Origin of the sequence: Streptomyces sp. NPDC059003, from assembly GCF_042740445.1 — a bacterium.
Lineage (GTDB): Bacteria > Actinomycetota > Actinomycetes > Streptomycetales > Streptomycetaceae > Streptomyces.
The window spans coordinates 1-3,134 of sequence record NZ_JBHYJH010000389.1; the positions used below are offsets into that span (position 1 = coordinate 1).

General features: G+C 67.4%; 4 protein-coding genes. 2 read left to right on the forward strand and 2 right to left on the reverse strand.

The window, feature by feature from the left end; all coding sequences use genetic code 11:
* Both ACFWZ5_RS45880 and ACFWZ5_RS45885 read left to right on the forward strand, forming a co-directional pair.
* A partial coding sequence (locus ACFWZ5_RS45880; RefSeq protein WP_384893180.1) for a hypothetical protein occupies positions 1-243 on the forward strand: 243 nt, incomplete at its 5' end.
* Between the two features lie 262 nt (positions 244-505).
* Positions 506-931, forward strand: a complete 426-nt coding sequence (locus ACFWZ5_RS45885; RefSeq protein WP_384893182.1) for a hypothetical protein — start codon at positions 506-508, stop codon at positions 929-931.
* On the opposite strand, the gene ACFWZ5_RS45890 is transcribed toward ACFWZ5_RS45885, so the two are convergent.
* Positions 916-2,352: a TniQ family protein gene (locus ACFWZ5_RS45890; RefSeq protein WP_384893185.1), complete on the reverse strand. Its 1,437-nt coding sequence runs from the start codon at positions 2,350-2,352 to the stop codon at positions 916-918. The genes ACFWZ5_RS45885 and ACFWZ5_RS45890 overlap by 16 nt on opposite strands.
* A gap of 9 nt (positions 2,353-2,361) precedes the next feature.
* On the reverse strand, positions 2,362-3,102 hold the full coding sequence (locus ACFWZ5_RS45895) for a TniB family NTP-binding protein (RefSeq protein ID WP_384893188.1): 741 nt from the start codon (positions 3,100-3,102) through the stop codon (positions 2,362-2,364).
* Between the last annotated feature and the right edge of the window lie 32 nt (positions 3,103-3,134).

Genomic DNA, 3,134 nt, shown 5'->3' on the forward strand with positions numbered 1-3,134 from the left:
GAGAAACAGAATGCGACTCACGAGTCGACCAGCCATCTCAAGACCGGCTCACTAGAACTCCTGGCGAATGGAGCAACCACGCAGTTCGCACCTTGGCCGGGATGCGTCAACGCAGCGAGGCCCTGGTCCGCGCACCGCAGCACGTACCGGTTTGAGAAGTTGGGGCCCCACGCCGCCGACGCGCGGCTCCTGATTGAGAAGCTGGACCTCATGGCCGCCGCGCTCTCCGCCCCACGCTGGTGACCACCGTCACCGCGGGCACCTTGGCGCGGCCCGCATCGTTGGCCTGGCTGTCTGTACGCACTTCCGTCGGGACCACGGTTCCAAGGTCTTTTGGTACCAAGCTCGAACCGTCGGCCGACGGTTCACCTGAGCCCCTGACGGCCTCTTCTCGCTGGCTGCGCTTGTGCGTTGGCCCTCCACCGGCTCGGCAGTCGAACGGTTGTCGGAGCCCAAAGAACCTGGTGCGCTGGTACCAACGAACCTGCGTACAGACAGCCTGGCCGTGAGCAGACAACGATCCCGGCGGCATCGCCGTCCCGCGCCCGTGCTGGAGGCCGAGCCCGTGCTGGAGCCCTTCACCCTCGACGACCTCAGGCACGTACGCCTCGGCGTCTACCTCGCGGACCATTCGTTCTTCGAGCGCGCACGCGTTCACGAGGCGTACGCCCGCACCGTGCACGTCGGCCGCGGCGTGCTCATCGTGGCCCATCAGCTCTTCCCCCGTCCGGCCTGGCGGCCGTACCTGGCCTACTTCGCCCGCGGCCAGGCCGACGCCCGCTTCACGCTGCTGCCGCACGCACGCGAACATGCCAGTGCCGACGCGGCGGTCAAGACGAGCGAGGCCCTGGCCGCCCAGATGCCCACCACCTCATGGCAGCACTCCCTCGGCCTGTTCGCCCAAGCCGTGCCGCGTCAGCCGGCGGCCTGAGCGCGGGCACGGTCGAAGGCGGCGTATGCCTCCTCGACGCCGGGCCGCGGCCGTTCGTCCGGCTCGGGCGTATCGGGTTCCGGTCTGTCGGTATCTGCCGGAGCGGGCCTCGCGCACACGTACGTGAAGGGATCTTCCACACGGCCTGTCATATGCCGCGCAGAAGCATGTTGTCCTGTGTCACCGAGTCGTCCCTGACGCGGTCGTTCTGACCTGCGGTGAGAATCTTGAGTGGCGAAGTGGCCGTGAGCCGCAGGTGCCGCCGTTCGGAGACGCGGAGAGTTCTCGCCAGTGGATCTTGCTGGATCGTGTGGATGCTTGGCGAGTGCTGCTGCGGCGAGTTCGATGGCGTCGGGGTAGATCGCGGCGTGTGCGTAGGTGTCGAGGTCGGTCGGGACGCCGCGGTGGTGATTGTGGGTCTGCAGTGCGAGGAGCCGGTATCTCCAGTGGTGCTGGACGGCGGCCGGGGAGGCAGGCCAGGGCGGAACGGCTTCGACCGCGGTTTGGTGCGTGAGAGTGAGTTGCTGGGGTGTGAAGCGGCGGAGGAGTCGGTTCACCCGGTGTTGGGCTGTGGTGATCTCGGGACATATGGAGAGGTCGAGGTGGGGTTCTCCGAGATCGCTGAGCCAGATTCCGTGCTGTGTGCAGACCTTGTGGTGAATCGGGAGGTGGACGGGGACGGGCTGGCGGATGCCGCGGCGGGACGTGCACCGGCGGCAGGCGGTCGTGGCCCGGACGGGGCTTTCGTCGGTGCCGAAGGCGGGCAGTGCATGAATCAGGCCGGCGGGAGTGGTGCTGGTGAGGTGAGCGAGTTCGTGCAGGGCTTGGGTGGCTGCGGGGGCGAGCATGTGGTGCTGGGCTCGGTCGTCGATGTTGTTGGCTTTCGTGGAGAACCAGGTGGGCAGCACGGCCAGTACCTCGGTGACGGTGAGGTGGTTGGCCTGGGCGATCCGGGCCAGGTAGGAGTTGAGGGTTTCTCCTGTGACCGGGGCGACTCGCTGTGGCAGTACCGGTGTCCGCGCGTGCCTGCGGGTGAGCGTGCGGGACATCCCGGATAGGTCCTGGGGGTGTTCCTCCTGCGAGTCGGTTTTCTGGCGGTCGGCCGGGACCAGCAGGCGGTGTCGGCGCTTCAGTTCGCGGTAGAGGGTTGCTCGGCTTCCCTGGTAGCCGAGGTCGGCGACTTCTTTGAACAGAACGCTGGTCCGCAGCTGCGGATCCTCGGTGAGTCGCTGACGGCAATAGCTGGCGAGGGGTTCGGTGAGCAGGCTCGGCCGCGGGGCCCGAATCCCCGGCGTTCTGCGGCCATTGATGTAGTCGCGAACGGTTTGGTGGCTGTGGCCGATGTGGTCGGCGATGGCCTGCACCGGCCATCCGGCCGCGTGCAGGGTGAGGATCTTCTCGGCTCGTTCTCGGGGCAGCATCGGCGTCGATCACGTGGCGGGTGGCCGTGGGGACTGGGAAGTGAAGTCGGCGTCGACGGCGTCGAGGTCCTTCTTGGTGATCTTCTCGGTGCCGTCCAGGACGGCGTTGATGGCAGCGCTGCGGATCAGCCAGAGCAGGCTTCCGATCATCCCGTGGGTGCGCTGGTGCAGATATCGGTCGAGCCGGGTGAGGGAACCGGGCCGGTGGCGGTGGAGCCTGAGGCTGTCCTCCAGGGCTGCGATCAGCGCGGTCCATTGCTGGTTCTGGCCGAACGGTCCGGTGCGGACCATGCCGAACCGCCCGGCGATCTGTTCCCCGCGGGCGCCGGAGAGCAGTCCGGTGCGTTCCAGGCTGATTCCGGCGTAGACGAAGGTGGCCGGGATGCGTTCGGAGAAGTACTTCAGGGTGTCGGAGGCTTCAGCGCCGGCGCGTGTGGCGGTGTTGGGGTTGTGGAGTTCGTCGACTGCGACGAGGGTCACGTGGGCGTCCGTACTGACGCCGCAGACCGCGTCGGCGATGTCAGTGATGTTGCTCCTGGTGGAGATCGGCAGGTCGAAGAACCGGGCGAACTCCATCGCGATCATCTTGGGGGTGGCGGCGGGCGGGACGGTGATGTAGATGACCGGGATGTCGCCGGAGGAGTTCGGGTGACGCCGCCGGTGGATCACCTCGACGGTCTTGCCGAGTTGAGTGAGCCCGGTGGTCTTGCCGGTTCTGGCAGGGCCGGCGTTTCGCGAGTGCATCCGCACCGTAGACGGCTGACATGTTTGCCGCTGGCCTG